The sequence below is a fragment of the Pseudomonas sp. RC10-4-2 genome, from assembly GCF_050433085.1.
Taxonomy (GTDB): Bacteria; Pseudomonadota; Gammaproteobacteria; order Pseudomonadales; family Pseudomonadaceae; genus Pseudomonas; species Pseudomonas aeruginosa.
In genome coordinates this window covers 1,358,500-1,376,995 of sequence record NZ_JBNPXX010000002.1, presented here as the reverse complement: position 1 = coordinate 1,376,995, position 18,496 = coordinate 1,358,500, and the positions used below count along the sequence as shown (strand labels likewise).

Sequence of the window (18,496 nt, the reverse complement as noted above, 5' to 3'; positions counted from 1 at the left end):
GCGCCATGAAACCTCTGCTGACTGCCCTGCTCCTCGTCCTGCTCGGCGCCCCCGCGGCCTTCGCCGCCGACCTCGGCTACCCGCTGGACGCGCCCGCCCCCGACGGCCGCCGCCCCGGCGGCACGCTGGCCGAAAGCCGCCCCGCGCCGCCGCTGGCGGCCGAGGAAAACAAGGACCTGAAACGCGAGCGCAACTACCCCGAGCAGCCGCCGACCATTCCCCACAGCATCGTCGGCTATCGCATCGACAAGGACAGCAACAAGTGCCTGTCCTGCCACAGCCGCGCCAACAGCGCGCGAACCCAGGCGGTGATGATCAGCATCACCCACTACATGGACCGCGACGGCCAGCCGCTGGCCGCCGTCTCGCCGCGCCGCTACTTCTGCGTGCAGTGCCATGTGCCGCAACAGGACGTAAAGCCGCTGGTCGACAACCGCTTCGAGAACATCGACCAGATCCTCGAGAAAGAAGCCGCCAATGCGGCGCGCAACCCCTGAGGGAGGCCGCATGAAAGCACTCATCGCCTGGCTGGCCGGTTACTGGCGGGTCCTGCGTCGTCCCAGCGTGCATTTCAGCCTGGGCTTCCTCACCCTCGGCGGCTTCATCGCCGGGATCGTCTTCTGGGGCGGCTTCAACACCGCCCTGGAGGCGACCAACACCGAGACCTTCTGCATTTCCTGCCACGAGATGCGCGACAACGTGTTCGTCGAACTCAAGGACACCATCCACTACAGCAACCGTTCCGGAGTCCGCGCCACCTGTCCCGACTGCCACGTGCCACACAAGTGGACCGACAAGATCGCGCGCAAGATGCAGGCCTCCAAGGAGGTCTGGGGCAAGATCTTCGGCACCATCAACACCCGCGAGAAATTCCTCGATCACCGCCGCGAGCTGGCCGAGCACGAATGGGCACGACTCAAGGCCAACGATTCGCTGGAATGCCGCAACTGCCACAACTTCGAGTTCATGGACTTCACCCGGCAGAGCGTGCGCGCGCGGCAGATGCACTCCACCGCCCTGGCCAGCGGCGAAGCCACCTGCATCGACTGCCACAAGGGGATCGCCCACCACCTGCCGGACATGACCGGGGTGAAGGGCTGGTAGCGCCGCCCGCGGACCGGGCGGCGCGGCGCAATCAGGGCTGGGCGCCCTTCAGCGCCTCGAGGATCTTGCGCCCGGCGCGACCGTCGGCCGGGGTCAGGCCGAGGCGCTTCTGCTCGGCCTGGATCGCCTTGCGCGTGCTGGTGCCGATCAGCCCGTCGGCCTCGCCGATGTCGTAGCCGCGCGCCAGCAACGCCTTCTGCAATTGCTTGCGCTCGAGCCGGCTGATGCCCGGGTCGTCGGTCGGCCAGGACGCCACCAGGCCGCTGCCGCCGCGCAGGCGGTCGGAAAGCAGGGCGATGGCCAGCGCGTAGCTTTCCGCGGCGTTGTAGGAATAGATCGCATCGTAGTTGCGATAGACCAGGAAGGCCGGGCCCTGGGCCCCGGCCGGCAGGAGGATCGCGGCCTTCTCGTCGCCGCCCGGCAGCGGCTGGCCGTCGACCCGCCTCACCCCACGGGCGACCCAGGCCGACAGCGGCTGGCGCTTGCCGCGCCCGGCCAGGCTGGCGGGGAAGTCGGCCGGCACCTTCACTTCATAGCCCCACGGCTGTCCCGTGCGCCAGCCAGCCTTCTTCAGGTAGTTGGCGGTGGAACCGAGGGCATCCGGCACGCTGCCTACCAGGTCGCGGCGACCGTCGCCGTCGAAGTCCACGGCGATCCGCGCGTAGGTCGATGGCATGAACTGGGTATGGCCGAAGGCCCCGGCCCAGGAGCCGGTGATGCCGGCGTCGCGGATGTCGCCGGCCTGCAACAGCTTCAGGGTGGCGAGGAACTCGCCCTGGAAGAACGACTGGCGGCGCCCGTAGCAGGACAGGGTCGACAGCGAGGTCAGCAGCGGACGCTTGCCGAAGATCCGCCCGTAGTCGCTTTCCACGCCCCACACCGCCACCACCGTGTACTTGTCCACGCCGTAGCGCGCGGCCACCTGGTCGAGCAGCTTGTCGTGCTGGGCGAGCATCGCCTTGCCATCGCTGACCCGCTGCTCGTCCACCAGACCGGCCAGGTAGTCCCACAGCGGGGTGGTGAACTCCGGCTGCGCGTCGAGCAGGTCGAGCACGCTGAGGTCGGCCTGCAGGCCGCTGGTGAAGCGCTCATAACTGTCGGCGGAAATGCCCTGCGCCTGGGCCTTCTTCTGCAGGCCGGCGAGGCAGGAAGGGAAGCTCGAGGCGTCGGGTTGCGCCAGGGCCAGGGCGGGTAGCAGGGCCAGCGAGGAGAGAAGAAGACTGCGCATGGGGTTTCCTTGTACGGTGAACGGTCATCCATGGCACCGGCGGGCTTCCCCCGGCGCCGAAGGCCTGGTGGCCTGTACGGTTGACTCGGTGATCGGCGTTCGACTGGTCGAGTCAGCCACACGGGCCACTAGCCTACCGTCCCGCCGGGTGCGGCGCCATCTCCGCCCTGAAAGGCGGGTGAAACCTTGCTCGGGCAGACTGGCGATGGAATACGCATGCCGGGTGTCTCGCGGCCGATCCGCCGCGTCACATCCGTGCCCGAACGCGCTGCGCCACCCGCGCGTCCGTTTTCCGGGCACTGGCCGGGCGTTCGCCGGTCCAAGCAGTGTTCCCCGCCTCCGTCCACAAGCCGGAGCCGGCCCCGACGGTCCCAGACCACCGCAGGAAAGCCGGGCGGCCGCCACCCGCCACCGCCCCGGGCTTTCCACCCTCACTACACGTTTCGGAGTACAACCTTGATCCACTGGTTGAGCGACCCGACGTTCTGGACAGCCCTGCTGCAGATCGTCGCCATCGATATCCTCCTGGGCGGCGACAACGCCGTAGTCATCGCCCTCGCCTGCCGGCACCTGCCGGCGCACCGGCGCAAGCAGGCGATCTTCGGTGGCGTCGCCGGCGCCATCCTGATCCGCATCCTGCTGCTGTTCTTCGCCCTGCACCTGCTCGACCTGCCCTACCTCAAGGTAATCGGCGCGCTCCTGCTGCTGTGGATCGGCATCAAGCTGCTGCTGCCGGAGGAGGAGAACGGCGACGACATCAAGGGCAGCACCCACCTGCTCGGCGCGATCAAGACCATCATCATCGCCGACGCGGTGATGAGCCTGGACAACGTCATCGCCCTGTCCGCCGCCTCGGCCGGGGATTTCTTCCTGGTCTCCCTGGGCGTGCTGATCAGCATCCCGATCATCGTCTGGGGCAGCCAGCTGATCCTGCGCCTGATCGACCGCTTCCCGCTGATCATCCTCTTCGGCGGCGGCCTGCTCGGCTGGATCGCCGGCGGCATGCTGCTCACCGACAGCGCCCTGAAGCCCTGGCTGGCGCCCTACGCGCAATGGGATTCCTACCTGCACTACGGTGCGGCGGCCTTCGGCGCGCTGTTCGTGATCCTCCTCGGCAGCCTCCTGGCGCGCCGCCAGTTGAAGCAGCGGCATGCCGCGCCGGCGGACGCCGCCGAAAGCGAAGGCCGCTAAGAGCAACGGGGCGCCCAGGGGCGCCCCGTCCTCTTTCTCCGGCTCAGATATTGGTGCTCGCCGGGATCCGGCTCGGCAACAGGTACTCGTAGGGCCTGCGGCGCGCCTGGTTGCGCGTGCGAATGGTCGCCTCGACCTCCTTCAGGCGTGCCTGGAAGCGCTCCAGCGGGCCGCCGCTGGCGGTCACCCGCCTGTCCGAAAACACCGGCGCGTAGGGGAACCCGGTCTGCCGGTAGTCGCCCAGGCGACCGTGGTAGACCGAACCGAGCAGGTGATAGATGTTCACCTTCTCCAGCGCCACCAGGGTCGGCGGCATCATCTTCAACCAATCGGCCTCGCTCTTGCCGCTTGGCGAGTCCGGTGCCGGCGCCGCGCTCATGGCACAGATGGCTGGTGCGTAGGTCATCATCGAAGGCTGGGGAAAATTGACCGCCGCATGCTGCGCGGAGGCAGTGAAGATCACCATGGTCAGCACCTCGACCAGTTGGCTGCGACCGGTGATCGGGCGGAACCCGGCCACCTTGCCGCTGCCGATCACTTCGCCGACCCAGGCCGCCAGTTCGACGTCAGCGGTGACGTCGCCGTCGCTGGCGTAGTACACCGCCACGTAGTCGGCCGCCCACTGGCGGATGGCATTCCATACCAGCAGGCCGTCGTCGCGATAGGGGTAGTCCGGTAGCGCCAGCGGGTCGTCGACGTTCCGCGCCTTCAGGCTCTCCGGCAACATGCCGCGGTAGAAGTCGAAACCCAGCCGATTGCCGCCGGCGGTGGCCTGGGTGTCCTGGATCGGCGCGGCGAACATCACGTCGATGAAGCCCGCGCTGGGCAACAGGATCCGCGCCGCCCCCTCGTTGATGAACAGGGTGCCCTCGAAGTGCGGGGCGAGCAGGACGTGCAGCGGATGGCTGGGCGCCAGGGTGCGCTGGGTGGCCAGGCAGAACGCCTCGCTCACCAGGTGGGTCTGGGCCAGGTGGACGAACATCTCGTGGTAGTTCTCCTCGGCGACCTGGACCACCGTCTTGGCCATCTGCCAACCCCAGTACAGATCACTCTCCGACTCGGCGGGACGCACGAACATCGGATGGGTAGCGGGGTCCTGACCGCACTGGATGGCCACCGGCAATAGCCTCGCCCGATCCTTGCCAAGGGCGAACAGGGCGATTGGCGCATAGGCGAAGCCCGTCCCGGTGAGCAGTTTGTCCACCGCTCCCGACGGCGCCAGCTTGCCCAGCTCGGCGTAGTCCAGCAGATACAGGCGGCGGCTGGCGGCGGCCTCCAGCAAGCTGTCGTCGGCGCCCATCACCCGGCGGAACTGCTCCTCGCCCAGCGGAAAGTTGGCCGGCAGCGCATCGACGCGACGGATCAGCAGCGGATTAGGCCCGGCCACCCGCCAGTAGGCGAACGCTTCGTCGTCACGGAAGCTGTCGGCGACCTCCGGCAGGCGCAGGGTGCCGAACACCGCGCGGAAGCGATTCAGGCCGTCGCCCTGTCCACCCTGGGTAACCAGGTTGCTGGCGCTCTTGAGGATGTCGTCGACCAGCAGGCCGACCCGCGTCAGCAAGGCGATCACCCGCGTCTGCAATTCCGTGAAGCGCAGCAGCAGGCTGCCGGCCGCGGCCGGATCGTTCTTCGCCTCCTCCAGCAACGCCTCGTGGACCTGGCGCGCCGCCTCCAGATCGCCGCTGAGCCCGGCGGCGATCCGCTCGAACTGCGCGGCGGCCGACGCCGGCAACGAGGCGACGAAATTGACGATCAGCTCGACGATCACCCCGGCGGTCTTCAACAGCCAGTCGACATTCGGCAACTCGCCCAGCGGCACCGAGCGGGCCATCGGCACGCCTTTGACATTGGCGAAGTTCTCGGTCCAGACATATACCAGTTTCTTGCTGGTCAATACCGCACGCCGCGCCAACTTTCCGGCCAGGTTGTCATATTGCGGCAAACTCGGCGGAATCAGGTTGTCCAGCAAACTTCGCGAGGCATCGATAGATCGCTGTTGTTCCGCCCCGAGGTATTTCAAGGGCGAAAAGAATATCGAGTCATTGGCCAGCGCGGTTCCACTCAGGGCGACACCCGACAAGAGCACACTCCTGCGTTTCATATCATCGACTCCATCAATGCATTAACCAGGAACGACTCGATGCCTGAGCATCGAATCGCTCTTTCAACAGGTTGCGATCAGCTGTAAAGCCCTTCGCCGCTTTCCTTGTTGTAATGCAACGGAACATTGTGGTTGTCGGTCCCGCCGAGAATCTTGCCGACGGTGATCGCCGCCACCGAAGGCACCTGGAAGGCCAGCAGGTCGACCAGCTCGTGGGTACGGTTGAGGCCGATGGCGCTGGCCGCGTTGCCGATGCTGGAGAACAGCGGCGAGTTCAGGAAGGAGTTGGCCGCGTAGACGCCATTGATGATGGCATCGCCCAGGAAAGTCCCGGCGCCAGAAACTTGTTCGATTTCACCCACACTTAGAACCGCCAGGGCATTCACCTGATTTTTCATGTCTGAATCTCCACGTATTCAAATGATCGAAACGAATGGTTCTCGCTGAAAACAGCAAAGAAACCTGTACGTCCGAACTTCTTCGGAACGTGGAGAAAGCAATAGCGAGAGGAAAAATCGGCAATAAGCTGACGCTTCGCACAGTTGACAGGAAAAGCCTGAAACAATAGTTATCCACAATAATTATTGACGGCAAACTTTTGACTTGCAAAGAACTACGCCGGACAACGGCAATAGCCGATTTTATCCCGCCAGGCCTCGACCCATTGTGCAAACCCGGCAGGCCGTTGCGCAGAACGTGGCATTTATTCGGGGCGATCCGCCAAGGCGATTTCATGTACTGAAGTACCAGAATCAGCGGATCGTGAGACCTATTCCCCCCTGGAAAGATACGGATATTTTTTCCCGCGCCCGGTTTCCTCTCTTCCGCGCCTGTCAGATCTGGCAGTTGCAAAACGCCACGGCAACGCGAAGTCCGCGGCGCAGACGCCTCGACCGCTCATTGATGGCTAACGCGCAGCTCGCTGAACGTCGCCCGCCCGCCCTCGCTGGACGGCCCGCGGTTGTCCTGCAGGTAGAGTCCGGCCTTGAAATAGAGGCCCTGGTAGGCCCACTGCGGGTCCAGTTGCTGCTCCAGGGCGCTGCCATTCACCGACACGCTGAGCAATCCGCTGCGAGACACGCCGATGCGGTAGCTGAACGACTGGCCGAGAGGAATCCCGTCCATCAGTGTGTAGGCTCTGGTCCCGCCGTCGTCCGGCCGCTCGCGGACCAGCGCCTGGACCCGCCCCTGGTCGAGCCGCAACTGGTAGAGCAGCTTCACCAGCGGCGCGGCCTGGCCGCTATTGCTGCCATCGCTGTGGATCTGGCCGATGATCATGCGCCGGGTCGAGGGCACCGCCTCGATGCGCAGAGTCGCCTCCAGCCAGTTGTCGGCCCTGGCGTAACGCCAGTTGTAGGGCCTGCCGCTGGACAGGGTCTCGCGCAACTCGCTGCGCGGGAACTCGCTGTTGCGCGTGTGGCTGCCGTTCACCGGCACCCAGAAGCGAATGCCGTCGGCGGTGCGCTGGAAATAGTCGCTGCGGTAGTCGCGCTGCAATTGGCTGGTGGAGATGGTGATGGCCGGGCGGCCCTGGGGAATGGTCAGGTTCCAGGTACTCAGGTCAGGCATCCAGACGGTGTCCTAGCGAGGGGAAGGGACTCGCCCATAGGGTAGATGAGCGGCGCACGCTTTGCCTGGCCGAATGGCCCGCGTTTGAGCGGCGCAAGGCCGGCACCGAGGGTTTTCCCCGCGTCCCGCGCACAAGCGTCTATCTTGATCGGGGACCCTTTCACGGAGAGATGCCATGCGCCTGTTCTGCGCCCTGCTGCTCATCGCCTGCGCCGCCAGCGCCCAGGCCGCTATCCAGACCCGCGAGATGCCTTACCGGAGCGCAGACGGCACGCGCATGGTCGGCTATTTCGCCTACGACGACAGCAAGCCGGGGATCCGCCCTGGGGTCATCGTGGTCCACGAATGGTGGGGGCTCAACGACTATGCCAAACGCCGCGCCCGCGACCTCGCCGAACTCGGCTACAGCGCCCTGGCCATCGACATGTACGGCGAAGGCAAGCACACCGAGCACCCGCAGGACGCGATGGCCTTCATGCAGGCCGCGACCCGGGATGCCGACGCCGCCAAGGCGCGCTTCCTCGCCGGCCTGGAACTGCTGAAGCGGCAACCGCAGACCGATCCCAGCCAGATCGCCGCGATCGGCTACTGCTTCGGCGGCAAGATCGTCCTCGACATGGCCCGCCAGGGCCTGCCGCTGGCCGGCGTGGCGAGCTTCCACGGCGCCCTCGGCACCGCCACCCCGGCCAGCAAGGGCAGCGTCAAGGCCAAGATCCTGGTGGAGCACGGCAGCGCCGACAGCCTGGTCCCGGCCAAGGACCTCGACGCCCTGAAACAGGAACTGAACGCCGCCGGCGCCGACTACCGGGTGGTGATCCAGGACGACGCCAAACACGGCTTCACCAACCCCGACGCCGACGCGCACAAAGGCCACGGCCTGGACATCGGCTACGACCGCCAGGCCGACCAGCGCTCCTGGGCAGACCTGCAGGCGTTCCTCAAGGACATCTTCGGGCAGGGTTGAACCCTGCGCCGACGCATAAAAAAACGGGAGTCCCCGGAGGGACTCCCGTCTTGAAAGGTCGAGACAGGACAGTATCCCGTCATCAACAAACAACCTCACCTGCATTCCACAGGAATGCGCGGCGCAGTCTGTCAAAACCGGGCCTCGCGGTCCGTTTTCCTTTGTTGCGCTTTTGCAATCTTGTGTAAGCGCCGCGTGACTGGTGGGCCACGTCGGGAACCGGCACAATGCGCGCCATGAACGACCGTCTCCCCTCCTTCTGCACCCCACTGGACGACCGCTGGCCGCTGCCCGTCGCGCTGCCCGGCGTGCAACTGCGCAGCACCCGCTTCGACCCGGCGCTGCTGCAACCCGGCGACTTCGCCCTGGCCGGCATCCAGCCGCCGGCGAACATCCTCCGCGCGGTGGCCAAGCGCCAGGCCGAGTTTCTCGCCGGGCGCCTCTGCGCACGCGCCGCCCTGTTCGCCCTCGATGGCCGCGCCCAGACGCCGGCCGTCGGCGAGGACCGCGCACCGGTCTGGCCGGCCGCGATCAGCGGCTCGATCACCCATGGCGACCGCTGGGCCGCCGCCCTGGTGGCGGCGCGCGGCGACTGGCGCGGGCTCGGCCTGGACGTGGAAACCCTGCTCGAAGCCGAACGGGCGCGCTACCTGCATGGCGAGATACTCACCGAAGGCGAGCGCCTGCGCTTCGCCGACGACCTGGAGCGACGCACCGGCCTGCTGGTGACCCTGGCGTTCTCGCTGAAGGAAAGCCTGTTCAAGGCGCTCTATCCGCTGGTGGGCAAGCGCTTCTATTTCGAACATGCGGAACTGCTGGAATGGCGCGCCGACGGCCAGGCCCGGCTGCGCCTGCTCACCGACCTGTCGCCGGAGTGGCGCCACGGCAGCGAGCTGGACGCCCAGTTCGCCGTGCTCGACGAACGCCTGCTCAGCCTGGTGGCGGTCGGCGCCTGATCAGGCGTTCCCCGGCGTGCGCCGCGACGGCCGCAGCGCGCGGCCTTCCGCCAGGCGCTCGACGGCGCGGGCGGCGGCGACCATGCCGAAGGTGGCGGTGACCATCATCACCGCGCCGAAGCCGCCGGCGCAGTCCAGCTTCACCCCTTCGCCGACGAAACTCTTCGACTGGCACACCGTGCCGTCCGGCTTCGGGTAGCGCAGTTGTTCGCTGGAGAACACGCAGGGCACGCTGTAGGTGCGCCCCGGCGTGCGCGAGAAGTTGTAGTCGCGGCGCAGGGTGGAACGCACCTTGGCCGCCAGCGGGTCGTTGAAGGTCTTGTTCAGGTCGGCGACCTGAATCTGCGTCGGGTCGACCTGGCCACCGGCGCCGCCGGTGGTGATCACCGGGATCTTGCGCCGCTTGCACCAGGCGATCAGCGCGGCCTTGGCGGCCACGCTATCGATGCAGTCGATCAGGTAGTCGAAGTCGACGATGTACTCGGCCATGGTCTCGCGGGTGACGAAATCGGCCACCGCGTGGACCCGGCAGGCCGGGTTGATGGCCCGGATGCGCGCCGCCATCACCTCGACCTTGGCCTTGCCCACCGAGCCTTCGATGGCATGCACCTGGCGGTTGGTGTTGGTCACGCAGACATCGTCGAGGTCGAACAGGGAAATCTCGCCGACGCCGCTGCGGGCCAGCGCTTCCGCCGCCCAGGAACCGACCCCGCCGATGCCGACCACCGCGACGTGGCTATCGGCCAGGCGTTGCAGCCCCTCGCGACCGTACAACCGGCCGATACCGCCGAAGCGCTGTTCATCCACCTGCATCACCAACCACCTCTGAAACCGAATCGCGGATTGCCGCGCGCATTATAAAAAGCCGCGGCCGCCGCGTCGCCTGCGTTCTTACGGCTCGTCGCGCAGGCCGGACTAGACTTGCAACAGACCCGCCGGCTCAGCGCCTGTACACCCCGGGGGGTGCGGGGTAGCATGCGCCGCCCCGTGTTCAGCGAAACATCCGGAACCTGGTTTCATCTCTATGTCTTCACGCAAGATCGGGCTCAACCTGGTGGTCATCGTCGCCCTGGCCGCCCTCTTCACCGGCATCTGGGCCCTGTACAACCGTCCGGTCAGCGTACCGGACTGGCCGGAACGCATCTCCGGCCTCTCCTTCTCGCCGTTCCGCCTCAACCAGAACCCGCAGAGCGGCCGCTACCCCAGCGCCGAACAGATGCGCACCGACCTGGAACTGGTCGCCCGGCACACCCACAGCATCCGCACCTATTCGGTCCAGGGCGCGCTCGGCGACATCCCGGCGCTGGCCGAGGCGTTCGGCCTGCGCGTCAGCCTGGGCATCTGGCTCGGCCCGGACCTGGCCAGCAACGAGGCCGAGATCGCCCGCGCCATCCGCATCGCCAACGAGTCGCCGAGCGTGGTGCGAGTGATAGTCGGCAACGAGGCGCTGTTCCGCCGCGAGGTGACGGCGGAACAGTTGATCGCCTACCTCGACCGGGTCCGCGCGGCGGTCAAGGTTCCGGTGACCACCGCCGAACAGTGGCACGTCTACCGCGAACACCCGGAACTGGCGCAACACGTCGACCTGATCGCCGCCCACGTCCTGCCCTACTGGGAGGCCACGCCGGTGGCCGACGCGGTGGACTTCGTGCTCGAACGCGCGCGCGAACTCAAGGCCGCCTTCCCGAGGAAGCCGCTGCTGCTCGCCGAGGTCGGCTGGCCGAGCAACGGGCGCATGCGCGGCAGCGCCGAGGCGACACCCGCGGACCAGGCCATCTACCTGCGGCGCCTGACCAACGCGCTCAACGGCGAAGGCTACAGCTACTTCGTCATCGAAGCCTTCGACCAGCCCTGGAAGGTCAGCGCCGAAGGCTCGGTGGGCGCCTACTGGGGCGTCTACAACGCCGACCGCAAGGCCAAGTTCAACTTCACCGGGCCGGTGGTGCCGATTCCCAAGTGGCGCGCCCTGGCCATCGCCTCGGCGGTACTCGCGGTACTCGCCTTCACCCTGCTGCTGATCGACAGTTCCTCGCTGCGCCAGCGCGGGAGGACCTTCCTCGCCGTGGTCTCGTTCGCCTGCGCCTCGGTGCTGGTGTGGATCGCCTACGACTACAGCCAGCAGTACAGCACCTGGTTCAGCCTGACCGTCGGCGCGTTGCTGGGCGCCGGCGCGCTGGGGGTGGTCATCGTGCTGTTCACCGAGGCCCACGAGCTGGCCGAGGCGGTCTGGACGCGCAAGCGGCGCCGGCCATTCCTGCCGATCACCGCCGCGCGGGCCTATCGGCCCAAGGTGTCGATCCACGTGCCCTGCTACAACGAGCCGCCGGAACTGCTGAAGCAGACCCTCGACGCCCTTGCCCGCCTCGACTACCCGGACTACGAAGTCCTGGTGATCGACAACAACACCCGCGACCCGGCCGTCTGGCAGCCGGTCGAGGCGCACTGCGCGCGCCTGGGCGAGCGCTTCCGCTTCTTCCACGTTGCCCCGCTGGAAGGCTTCAAGGCCGGCGCGCTGAACTTCGCCCTGGGCCACGTGGCGGCGGACGTCGAGGTGGTCGCGGTGATCGACGCCGACTACTGCGTCGACCCCGACTGGCTCAGGCACATGGTGCCGCACTTCGGCGACCCGCGGATCGCCGTGGTGCAGTCGCCGCAGGACTACCGCGACCAGCACGAGAGCGCCTTCAAGCGGCTCTGCTACGCCGAGTACAAGGGCTTCTTCCACATCGGCATGGTCACCCGCAACGACCGCGACGCGATCATCGAGCACGGCACCATGACCATGATCCGGCGCAGCGTGCTGGACGAGCTGAGATGGCCGGAATGGTGCATCACCGAGGACGCCGAGCTGGGCCTGCGGGTGTTCGAGAAGGGCCTGTCGGCCGCCTACTTCGAGCGCAGCTACGGCAAGGGGGTGATGCCCGATACCTTCATCGACTTCAAGAAGCAGCGCTTCCGCTGGGCCTACGGCGCGATCCAGATCATGAAGCGGCATACCGACGCCCTGCTGCGCGGCCGCGGTCCCGACGGCAGCCGCCTGACCCGCGGCCAGCGCTACCACTTCGTGGCCGGCTGGCTGCCGTGGATCGCCGACGGCCTGAACATCTTCTTCACCCTCGGCGCGCTGCTCTGGTCGGCGGCGATGATCATCGTGCCCAAGCGCGTCGACCCGCCGCTGCTGATCTTCGCTATCCTGCCGCTGGCCCTGTTCGCCTTCAAGGTCGGCAAGATCCTCTTCCTCTACCGGCGCACCGTCGGCGTCGACCTGCGCGACTCGTTCTTCGCCGCCCTCGCCGGCCTGTCGCTCTCGCACACCATCGCCAAGGCGGTGCTGTACGGCTTCGTCACCCGCGGCATCCCGTTCTTCCGCACGCCGAAGATGCGCTCCAGCCACGGCCTGCTGGTGGCCCTGGCGGAGGCCCGCGAGGAAGTCTTCGTGATGCTCCTGCTGTGGGGCGCGGCGGCCGGCATCGTGGCGGTTCAGGGCGTGCCGAGCCGCGACCTGCTGATCTGGGTCGCCATGCTCCTGGTGCAATCGCTGCCCTACCTGGCGGCGCTGGTCATGGCCCTGCTCTCGTCGCTGCCGAAACCGCGCGAGGAACTGGCCGGCGGCGCCGAGCAGATCGGCGGTTGAGGTCGGGCGAGGCGTCGGGACAGCCGGCCCCGCTCGCCTAAACGGCGTCCCTTCGCCCACGTTTATGCTTTAAGATTCCCCCTTTCCGCTCGACCCGCTCAGGATGCCCTCCCCATGACCGCCTCTTCGCCGAGTCTCTCGCCGACCCTCGAACTCGCCTGCGAGTTGATCCGCCGCCCCTCCGTCACGCCGCTCGACGCCGACTGCCAGGCCCTGATGATGCGCCGCCTGGAAGCCGCCGGCTTCGCCCTGGAGCCGATGCGCATCGAGGAGGTGGACAACTTCTGGGCACGGCGCGGCGGCGACGGCCCGGTGCTGTGCTTCGCCGGGCACACCGACGTGGTCCCCACCGGCCCGCTGCAGGCCTGGCAGCACCAACCCTTCGACGCCCTGATCGACGACCAGGGCATGCTCTGCGGGCGCGGCGCGGCGGACATGAAAGGCAGCCTGGCGTCGATGATCGTCGCCGTCGAGCGCTTCGTCGCCGACCACCCGGAGCACAAGGGTGCCATCGCCTTCCTCATCACCAGCGACGAGGAAGGCCCGGCCCACCACGGCACCAAGGCGGTGGTCGAGCGCCTCGCCGCACGCGGCGAGCGCCTGGACTGGTGCATCGTCGGCGAACCGTCGAGCACCAGCCTGGTCGGCGACGTGGTGAAGAACGGCCGCCGCGGCTCCCTCGGCGCCAAGCTGACCATCCGCGGCGTACAGGGCCATGTGGCCTACCCGCACCTGGCGAAGAACCCGATCCACCTGGCCGCCCCGGCGCTGGCCGAACTGGCGGCGGAACACTGGGACGACGGCAATGCCTTCTTCCCGCCGACCAGCTTCCAGGTTTCCAACCTGAACTCCGGCACCGGCGCCACCAACGTCATCCCCGGCGAACTGACCGCGCTGTTCAACTTCCGCTTCTCCACCGAATCCACCGTCGAAGGCCTGCAGAAACGCGTCGAGGCGATCCTCGACAAGCACGGCCTGGACTGGCACGTCGAATGGGCGCTGTCCGGCCTGCCGTTCCTCACCGAGCCGGGCGAACTGCTCGATGCGGTGGCCGCCAGCATCAGGGCGGTCACCGGCCGCGAGACCCAGCCCTCGACCAGCGGCGGCACCTCCGACGGACGCTTCATCGCCACCATGGGCACCCAGGTGGTCGAACTCGGCCCGGTCAACGCCACCATCCACCAGGTCAACGAGCGGGTCCTGGCCAGCGACCTGGAGCTGCTCACCGAAATCTACTACCAGACCCTGGTGAGGCTGCTCGCCTGATGCTGATCTGCCCGCTCTGCTCCGCCGCCCTGGGCGAGGTCGACAACGGCGTCGCCTGCCCCGCCGGGCACCGCTTCGACCGCGCCCGCCAGGGCTACCTGAACCTGCTGCCGGTGCAGCACAAGAAAAGCCTCGATCCGGGCGACAACGCCGCCATGGTCGAGGCCCGTCGCCAGTTCCTCGGCGCCGGCCACTACGCGCCGCTGGCCCGGCGCCTGGCCGAACTGGCCGCCGAACGCGCGCCGCGACGCTGGCTGGATATCGGTTGCGGCGAGGGCTACTACAGCGCCCGGCTCGGCGAAGCCCTGGCCGGCGCCGAAGGCTATGCCCTGGATATCTCCCGCGAGGCGGTGAAACGCGCCTGCCGCCGCGCGCCGCAGTTGTCCTGGCTGGTGGCGAGCATGGCCCGGCTGCCGCTGGCCGACGCCAGTTGCGAGCTGATCGCCAGCGTGTTCAGCCCGATCGACTGGAACGAAGCCGTGCGCGTCCTCGCCCCCGGCGGCGGCGTACTGCGCCTGGGCCCGGCCAGCGCGCACCTGCTGGAACTGCGCCAGCGGCTCTATGACGACGTGCGCGACTACGCCGACGACAAGCACCTCGCCGGCCTGCCCGCGCAACTGCGCCTGCGCCACACCGAGACCCTCGAGTTCCGCCTGGCGCTGGACAGCTACGACGCGCGGGAAAACCTCCTGGCCATGACCCCGCACGGCTGGCGGGTCAACCCCGAGCGCCGCGCGCGAATCCTGGCCGAACCCTTCGAAGTCAGCGTGGCGGTGCGCTACGATTGGCTGCAACGCGACTGACCGTCCCCGAGGACCCCATGCGCCAACCGGATATCGAGATCTACCTGAAAGACGCCGAGCACGCGGCCGTCGCCGCCTGGCTGGAACAGGCGCTGGGACCCTGCGGCCCATGGCAGGAGCGCGGCCAGACCCTCAAGTGCACCGCCCGCGGCGAGCACGGCGCGGTGCGCGTCACCTGGCTGCCGAAGGCGGTGGGCAAGTGGCACAGCCTGTTCTTGGAGAGCGACAGCACGCCCTGGGACGACGACCTCGCCTGCGCCAGGGCCGCGCATGCCGCGCTCGGCGTGGAGATCCGCTGCGCGCCGGGCGGCTGGGAGGAAAACCAGGGCGAAGAGGACGCCGACCGCTGGCTGCGGGTCGACGCCGGGGGCGTCGAGGAAATTACCTGGCGCACCGCCTGAACGACGAAAACCCCGCGCTGCGAGGGGCCACCCAACGGGGGCCTGGCGGGGTGGATGCGCTGGATGACAAAAGCCCGTCTCGCGACGGGCTTTTGCTTGCGGGAATCAGACCTTGGAGACGTCTTCCGCTTGCAGGCCTTTCTGGCCCTGGATCACCGAGAATTCCACTTTCTGGCCTTCCACCAGGGAGCGGTGACCCTCGCCGCGGATGGCGCGGTAGTGAACGAACACGTCCGGACCGCTATCGCGTTGAATGAATCCATAACCTTTGGCGTCATTGAACCACTTGACGGTTCCGACCTCACGATCAGCCATTACCACACTCTCCAACTTGCAATTTTTTATAAGTGGCCTTCCCAATCCGGGAAGACTTCGACGGTTCGGCTGCGCAACGCTGTTCTTGTTATCCGACCCCGGCAAAATGCCGTTGGAGCGGGCATTTCGAATGGCGTTCCACTAGCCACCGCGTCCCGGAGTATAAACAAACGAGTCCAACTGAAAAGGACTTTTTTAGCCCCTGGCGGAATACTCGCCACGCCCGGCGGGACTGGCCTTTCGATATGTTTTCGCTACGCCTGGAATACGTCTGCGCATGCACTTGCAGATAGCTAGCCGCCATATTTCCGTCGGCTTTTCAGCGGTCGCGCAGACCCGCCTTGCGCGGCCAGGCCAGGGTGAAGCAGGCACCGCCGAGAGTCTCGCTGCGGCCGATGGAGGCCCGGCCGCCATGCCAGTAGACGATCCGTCGGACGATGGACAGTCCCAGGCCATGCCCGCCGGAAGCACGGGTCCGGCTGTCGTCCAGGCGTAGGAATGGCGTAAAGAGCCGCTCCCATTGCGCCTCCGGCACCCCCGGCCCGTCGTCCTCGACATCCACCCGGCAACGCTCCAGGCTGACCCGGTAGCTGATCCTGACCCGACGATCGGCATGCCGCAGCGCATTGGTCAGCAGGTTCTGCAAGGCCCGATGCAGGTAGCGCGGCTCGGCCTCGATCCAACTGCCCAGCTCCTCAGGCACCAGCGCGCCCTCCTCGCAACTGACCAGCACCTCGCGGCGCAGCGGGGCGATCTCCTCCACCACCTGGCGCACCAGCACGCCCAGCTCCAGGCGCTGGTAGGTCAGCGGCGGCGAGCCCTGTTCCAGGCGCGCGTAGGTGAGCATCTCGTCGACCAGCTTGTCGAGGTCCTGGATATCGTTGTCCATGCCCTCCAGGTACTTCAGGCGGGCGCCGTCGGTCTCGGCGGTCTCGATCATCTCCAGGCCGAAGCGCAACCGCGCCACCGGCGTGCGCAGCTCGTGGGACACCGCGCGAACCATCTCGCGCTGCACCGTCAGCAGCCGGTGGATGTGCTCGGCCATATGGTTGAAGGCCGCGCCCAGGCGTCCCACCGAGTCGCCTCCGCGCACCTCGACGCGAGTATCCAGGCTGCCGCGGGCGATCCGCGTGGCGGCCGCCTCCAGGCTGCGCAGGCGCTGCTCCAGGCGACGCACCAGCAGGTAGGTGATCAGGCCGATGAAGCTCAGGCACAGCGCGCCGAGCAGCAACAGCAGCTGCGGCGGATAGGGGTTCATCTGGAACAGCGGGCCCAGCTCCAGCACCCAGGGCGTGTCGAGGATGCCGGCGAAGATGCGGATCGAGTCGCCGTCCTTGCCCAGCGCCATCACCGTGTCGCCCTCCACCACCCGCCGGCGCTGGTCGTCGTCGAGGTCCAGTTCCTTGACCTGGAGCAGGTGCACCGGGAAGCCGAAGCGCTTGTCGCGGACGATCCGCGCCAGGTGGTAAGGCTGTTCGCTGGCCGGGTAGCGCACCAGTTCGTCCATCAGCAGGTAAACCGTGGCCCGCGCCAGTTGCTCGCTGACCTGCTGCACCTCGCCGCTGAGCACCAGGTTCTCGGCGGCGCTGGCCTGGGTATAGACGGTGACGGCGTGCTCGGCGGTCTGCTTCACCAGCACCTGGCCGTTCATCAGGCGCGCGCGGCTGCGTCCGTCCATCCGCAGCTCATCCAGCCCGCGCAGTTGCAGGGGAATCCCCAGCAAGCGGCTCCACTGCGCCAGGGCGCGCTTGCGCTCGGTGGCGGTCATCGGTTGCAGGTTGTCGGCCATCAGGCGGAAGGTGCCGCGCGCCAGCTCCTCGCGGTAGTGCTCGCCGCGCACCTCGTTGATCCAGTGCAGGCCGAGCAGGCCCAGGCCGCTGACCAGCAGCAGGGCCAGGAGCATGCCGCCATAGATGCGCAGGAAGATGGATTTCATCGGCGAGCCCCCGGCCGCTGTCCGCTGCTGTTGATTCTGGCCGACCGGGACGCCCGCGCCCCGGCCCGCAGGAAAAAAGCGCCTCAGCCCTCGCCGACGAACAGGTAGCCCTTGCTGCGTACGGTCTTGATCAGCCGCGGGTGCATCGGGTCGTCGCCGATCTTCGGGCGGATCCGCGAGATGCGCACGTCGATGGAGCGGTCCTGGCCGTCGTACTCGATGCCGCGCAGGGCGTTGAAGATCTCCTCGCGGGAGAGAATGCGCCCGGCGTTCGCCGCCAGCAGCCAGAGCAGGTCGAATTCGGCGCTGGTCAGCTCGATGGTGGTCCCGTCCAGCCAGGCCTCGCGCATCGCGTTGTCGATCACCAGGCGACCGAACGCCAGGCGTTTGCTGTCCGCCGCCGGGGCGCCCGCTTCCGGCGCCTCGCTGCGCCGCAACAGGGCACGGATGCGCGCCAGCAGCACACGCGGGCGCACCGGCTTGCACACGTAGTCGTCGGCGCCCATCTCCAGGCCGAGTACCTCGTCCATATCGTCGGTGCGCGCGGTGAGCATCAGGATCGGACCGTCGAACTGCGGGCGCACCTGGCGGCAGATGGACAGGCCGTCCTCGCCCGGCAGCATCAGGTCGAGCACCACCAGGTCCGGGCGTTCGGCGAGGATACGCGCCGCCGCCAGTGCGCCGTTGGCTTCGATGTCGACCTTCAGGCCGTTGCCTTCCAGGTATTCCCGGGTCAGCTCGGCCAGGCGTCGATCGTCCTCGACGATCAGGATGCGCCAGGCTTCTTGCTCCACACAGCCTCCTCGTATCGCGGTCCCGGAGCCGCCGTGCGGCCCCCCTCAGAGCGGCCCGCATTGTAGCCAATACGGGGGCCGCGCGGCAGCACGCGAGGAACATCTTGCAAACACTACATATTGTGGGTAGGGTGCGCGCCCCGAAAGGTTGGGGAGTAGGTCTGCGCCGGTGCTTTCCGAGGGCGACGAATGGCATTCTCCAGCGCTGCCGCGGCCTACGGACGCTTCCTAGGA

17 protein-coding genes are annotated in these 18,496 nt (G+C 67.5%); 9 read left to right on the top strand and 8 right to left on the bottom strand.

The window, feature by feature from the left end; all coding sequences use genetic code 11:
* Window positions 1-5 precede the first annotated feature (5 nt).
* On the top strand, window positions 6-497 hold the full coding sequence (locus tag FHW81_RS14520; RefSeq protein WP_012614385.1) for a nitrate reductase cytochrome c-type subunit: 492 nt from the start codon (window positions 6-8) through the stop codon (window positions 495-497).
* Window positions 498-507: 10 nt separating this feature from the next.
* On the top strand, window positions 508-1,104 hold the full coding sequence (locus tag FHW81_RS14515) for a cytochrome c3 family protein (RefSeq protein ID WP_003082412.1): 597 nt from the start codon (window positions 508-510) through the stop codon (window positions 1,102-1,104).
* A 31-nt stretch (window positions 1,105-1,135) separates the two neighbouring features.
* Here the strand turns inward: FHW81_RS14515 and FHW81_RS14510 are convergent, their stop codons facing one another.
* Entirely contained in the window at window positions 1,136-2,332 is a 1,197-nt protein-coding gene (locus FHW81_RS14510) for a lytic murein transglycosylase (protein WP_003082409.1), read from the bottom strand.
* Window positions 2,333-2,788: 456 nt separating this feature from the next.
* Here FHW81_RS14510 and FHW81_RS14505 point away from each other — a divergent pair, with 456 nt between their 5' ends.
* A complete protein-coding gene (locus tag FHW81_RS14505; protein WP_003106697.1) occupies window positions 2,789-3,523 on the top strand; it encodes a TerC family protein in 735 nt (244 codons plus the stop codon).
* Between the two features lie 43 nt (window positions 3,524-3,566).
* On the opposite strand, the gene FHW81_RS14500 is transcribed toward FHW81_RS14505, so the two are convergent.
* The 3 genes from FHW81_RS14500 to FHW81_RS14490 form a co-directional block, all read right to left on the bottom strand.
* On the bottom strand, window positions 3,567-5,624 hold the full coding sequence (locus tag FHW81_RS14500) for a lipoxygenase family protein (RefSeq protein WP_003082403.1): 2,058 nt from the start codon (window positions 5,622-5,624) through the stop codon (window positions 3,567-3,569).
* Between the two features lie 77 nt (window positions 5,625-5,701).
* Complete coding sequence (locus tag FHW81_RS14495; protein WP_003082401.1) at window positions 5,702-6,022, bottom strand: hypothetical protein; 321 nt, start codon at window positions 6,020-6,022, stop codon at window positions 5,702-5,704.
* A 499-nt stretch (window positions 6,023-6,521) separates the two neighbouring features.
* Window positions 6,522-7,193 carry a polysaccharide lyase family 7 protein gene (locus tag FHW81_RS14490; protein ID WP_003082396.1) on the bottom strand — a complete coding sequence of 224 codons (672 nt, stop codon included), beginning with the start codon at window positions 7,191-7,193 and terminating at the stop codon, window positions 6,522-6,524.
* A gap of 175 nt (window positions 7,194-7,368) precedes the next feature.
* Here FHW81_RS14490 and FHW81_RS14485 point away from each other — a divergent pair, with 175 nt between their 5' ends.
* Both FHW81_RS14485 and FHW81_RS14480 read left to right on the top strand, forming a co-directional pair.
* A complete protein-coding gene (locus tag FHW81_RS14485; RefSeq protein WP_003082385.1) occupies window positions 7,369-8,157 on the top strand; it encodes a dienelactone hydrolase family protein in 789 nt (262 codons plus the stop codon).
* A gap of 227 nt (window positions 8,158-8,384) precedes the next feature.
* Window positions 8,385-9,113 (top strand): 4'-phosphopantetheinyl transferase family protein, encoded by a 729-nt coding sequence (locus FHW81_RS14480; protein ID WP_003082383.1) that lies wholly within the window; start codon window positions 8,385-8,387, stop codon window positions 9,111-9,113.
* Here FHW81_RS14480 and tcdA read toward each other — a convergent pair whose 3' ends face one another.
* Window positions 9,114-9,926, bottom strand: a complete 813-nt coding sequence (gene tcdA, locus FHW81_RS14475; protein WP_003086553.1) for a tRNA cyclic N6-threonylcarbamoyladenosine(37) synthase TcdA — start codon at window positions 9,924-9,926, stop codon at window positions 9,114-9,116.
* Window positions 9,927-10,137: 211 nt separating this feature from the next.
* Between tcdA and ndvB the strand changes: the two genes are divergently transcribed.
* The 4 genes from ndvB to FHW81_RS14455 all read left to right on the top strand — a co-directional run bounded on the left by ndvB (window position 10,138) and on the right by FHW81_RS14455 (window position 15,217).
* Complete coding sequence (gene ndvB, locus FHW81_RS14470; RefSeq protein WP_023109067.1) at window positions 10,138-12,747, top strand: glycosyltransferase NdvB; 2,610 nt, start codon at window positions 10,138-10,140, stop codon at window positions 12,745-12,747.
* Between the two features lie 114 nt (window positions 12,748-12,861).
* Window positions 12,862-14,013, top strand: a complete 1,152-nt coding sequence (gene dapE / locus FHW81_RS14465; RefSeq protein WP_003082377.1) for a succinyl-diaminopimelate desuccinylase — start codon at window positions 12,862-12,864, stop codon at window positions 14,011-14,013.
* Window positions 14,013-14,816 carry a putative RNA methyltransferase gene (locus FHW81_RS14460; RefSeq protein ID WP_003101808.1) on the top strand — a complete coding sequence of 268 codons (804 nt, stop codon included), beginning with the start codon at window positions 14,013-14,015 and terminating at the stop codon, window positions 14,814-14,816. Before dapE ends, FHW81_RS14460 begins: the two co-directional genes overlap by 1 nt.
* A 17-nt stretch (window positions 14,817-14,833) precedes the next feature.
* Window positions 14,834-15,217 carry a hypothetical protein gene (locus FHW81_RS14455; RefSeq protein WP_003163102.1) on the top strand — a complete coding sequence of 128 codons (384 nt, stop codon included), beginning with the start codon at window positions 14,834-14,836 and terminating at the stop codon, window positions 15,215-15,217.
* Window positions 15,218-15,322: 105 nt separating this feature from the next.
* Here the strand turns inward: FHW81_RS14455 and FHW81_RS14450 are convergent, their stop codons facing one another.
* The 3 genes from FHW81_RS14450 to FHW81_RS14440 all read right to left on the bottom strand — a co-directional run bounded on the left by FHW81_RS14450 (window position 15,323) and on the right by FHW81_RS14440 (window position 18,262).
* Window positions 15,323-15,532: a cold-shock protein gene (locus FHW81_RS14450; RefSeq protein WP_003082372.1), complete on the bottom strand. Its 210-nt coding sequence runs from the start codon at window positions 15,530-15,532 to the stop codon at window positions 15,323-15,325.
* 319 nt (window positions 15,533-15,851) lie between these two features.
* Entirely contained in the window at window positions 15,852-17,468 is a 1,617-nt protein-coding gene (locus tag FHW81_RS14445) for an ATP-binding protein (RefSeq protein WP_003086549.1), read from the bottom strand.
* 83 nt (window positions 17,469-17,551) lie between these two features.
* Window positions 17,552-18,262: a winged helix-turn-helix domain-containing protein gene (locus tag FHW81_RS14440; protein ID WP_003082360.1), complete on the bottom strand. Its 711-nt coding sequence runs from the start codon at window positions 18,260-18,262 to the stop codon at window positions 17,552-17,554.
* Window positions 18,263-18,496 lie beyond the last annotated feature (234 nt).

What these genes read in the sequence shown, in the direction of transcription:
- FHW81_RS14520 (WP_012614385.1), top strand. Translation starts at nt 6, where the DNA reads ATGAAACCTCTGCTGACTGCCCTGCTCCTCGTCCTGCTCGGCGCCCCC.
- FHW81_RS14515 (WP_003082412.1), top strand. Translation starts at nt 508, where the DNA reads ATGAAAGCACTCATCGCCTGGCTGGCCGGTTACTGGCGGGTCCTGCGT.
- FHW81_RS14510 (WP_003082409.1), bottom strand. Translation starts at nt 2,332, where the DNA reads ATGCGCAGTCTTCTTCTCTCCTCGCTGGCCCTGCTACCCGCCCTGGCC.
- FHW81_RS14500 (WP_003082403.1), bottom strand. Translation starts at nt 5,624, where the DNA reads ATGAAACGCAGGAGTGTGCTCTTGTCGGGTGTCGCCCTGAGTGGAACC.
- FHW81_RS14495 (WP_003082401.1), bottom strand. Translation starts at nt 6,022, where the DNA reads ATGAAAAATCAGGTGAATGCCCTGGCGGTTCTAAGTGTGGGTGAAATC.
- FHW81_RS14490 (WP_003082396.1), bottom strand. Translation starts at nt 7,193, where the DNA reads ATGCCTGACCTGAGTACCTGGAACCTGACCATTCCCCAGGGCCGCCCG.
- FHW81_RS14485 (WP_003082385.1), top strand. Translation starts at nt 7,369, where the DNA reads ATGCGCCTGTTCTGCGCCCTGCTGCTCATCGCCTGCGCCGCCAGCGCC.
- FHW81_RS14480 (WP_003082383.1), top strand. Translation starts at nt 8,385, where the DNA reads ATGCGCGCCATGAACGACCGTCTCCCCTCCTTCTGCACCCCACTGGAC.
- tcdA (WP_003086553.1), bottom strand. Translation starts at nt 9,926, where the DNA reads ATGCAGGTGGATGAACAGCGCTTCGGCGGTATCGGCCGGTTGTACGGT.
- ndvB (WP_023109067.1), top strand. Translation starts at nt 10,138, where the DNA reads ATGTCTTCACGCAAGATCGGGCTCAACCTGGTGGTCATCGTCGCCCTG.
- dapE (WP_003082377.1), top strand. Translation starts at nt 12,862, where the DNA reads ATGACCGCCTCTTCGCCGAGTCTCTCGCCGACCCTCGAACTCGCCTGC.
- FHW81_RS14460 (WP_003101808.1), top strand. Translation starts at nt 14,013, where the DNA reads ATGCTGATCTGCCCGCTCTGCTCCGCCGCCCTGGGCGAGGTCGACAAC.
- FHW81_RS14455 (WP_003163102.1), top strand. Translation starts at nt 14,834, where the DNA reads ATGCGCCAACCGGATATCGAGATCTACCTGAAAGACGCCGAGCACGCG.
- FHW81_RS14450 (WP_003082372.1), bottom strand. Translation starts at nt 15,532, where the DNA reads ATGGCTGATCGTGAGGTCGGAACCGTCAAGTGGTTCAATGACGCCAAA.
- FHW81_RS14445 (WP_003086549.1), bottom strand. Translation starts at nt 17,468, where the DNA reads ATGAAATCCATCTTCCTGCGCATCTATGGCGGCATGCTCCTGGCCCTG.